Origin of the sequence: Photobacterium kasasachensis, from assembly GCF_050336885.1 — a bacterium.
Classification (GTDB): domain Bacteria; phylum Pseudomonadota; class Gammaproteobacteria; order Enterobacterales; family Vibrionaceae; genus Photobacterium; species Photobacterium kasasachensis.
The window spans coordinates 1-867 of record NZ_JAKJSH010000066.1; the positions used below are offsets into that span (position 1 = coordinate 1).

Genomic DNA, 867 nt, shown 5'->3' on the forward strand with positions numbered 1-867 from the left:
CCTAACGTTGCCCAACAACGTTGGCAAGAAACACTTGGTCCCGTTCGTCTAGAGGCCTAGGACACCGCCCTTTCACGGCGGTAACAGGGGTTCGACTCCCCTACGGGACGCCATGGGTCGTTAGCTCAGTTGGTAGAGCAGTTGACTTTTAATCAATTGGTCGCAGGTTCGAATCCTGCACGACCCACCATCTTCTCCTTTGAAGATGTAAAACATCGGAGGGCGATTAGCTCAGTTGGGAGAGCACCTCCCTTACAAGGAGGGGGTCACTGGTTCGAGCCCGGTATCGCCCACCACTCTCTAAGCATTTTCTGCACGGATTTGCAGATTCAATAAAGAATACTTTGTTGAGTCCGCTTTTTGTCGCCTGTTGGCGGTGCCGAGAATATTTAGAAAGTGGATATCRAATGATAGACACATGCTCTTTAACAATCTGGAAAGCTGACTAGTAAATTCAACCATAAGGTTGAATTAAAAWGTTTCATCGAGAGATGAAACGAGTTCTCAAGCAATACACATTCAAGTGTCTTGTACTTTTGTCTTCACTTTTTCAAAAGTGAAAATAAAAGAAGAGTCCGGCGAAAAACCAATGTCTCCTTATCAGAGACACAAACCTTGGTTGTTTGAACATACGAAACCTCTTGGGGTTGTATGGTTAAGTGACTAAGCGTACACGGTGGATGCCTTGGCAGTCAGAGGCGATGAAGGACGTACTAACTTGCGTTAAGCCCAGATTAGGCAGTAAGAGCCACTTGAGTCTGGGATTTCCGAATGGGGAAACCCACCTGCACAAGCAGGTATCGCAGCGTGAATACATAGCGTTGCGAGGCGAACCGGGGGAACTGAAACATCTAAGTACCCCGAGGA

Annotated in this window: 3 tRNA genes and 1 rRNA gene; all 4 read left to right on the forward strand. The window is 47.3% G+C overall.

Annotation, left to right across the window (positions count from 1 at the left end):
• Positions 1-37: 37 nt before the first annotated feature.
• Positions 38-113: transfer RNA gene (locus L4D19_RS30315), tRNA-Glu, on the forward strand.
• 1 nt (position 114) lies between these two features.
• Positions 115-190: transfer RNA gene (locus L4D19_RS30320), tRNA-Lys, on the forward strand.
• Between the two features lie 30 nt (positions 191-220).
• Positions 221-296: transfer RNA gene (locus L4D19_RS30325), tRNA-Val, on the forward strand.
• 357 nt (positions 297-653) lie between these two features.
• Positions 654-867: ribosomal RNA gene (locus L4D19_RS30330) — 23S ribosomal RNA — on the forward strand; the annotation flags it as partial.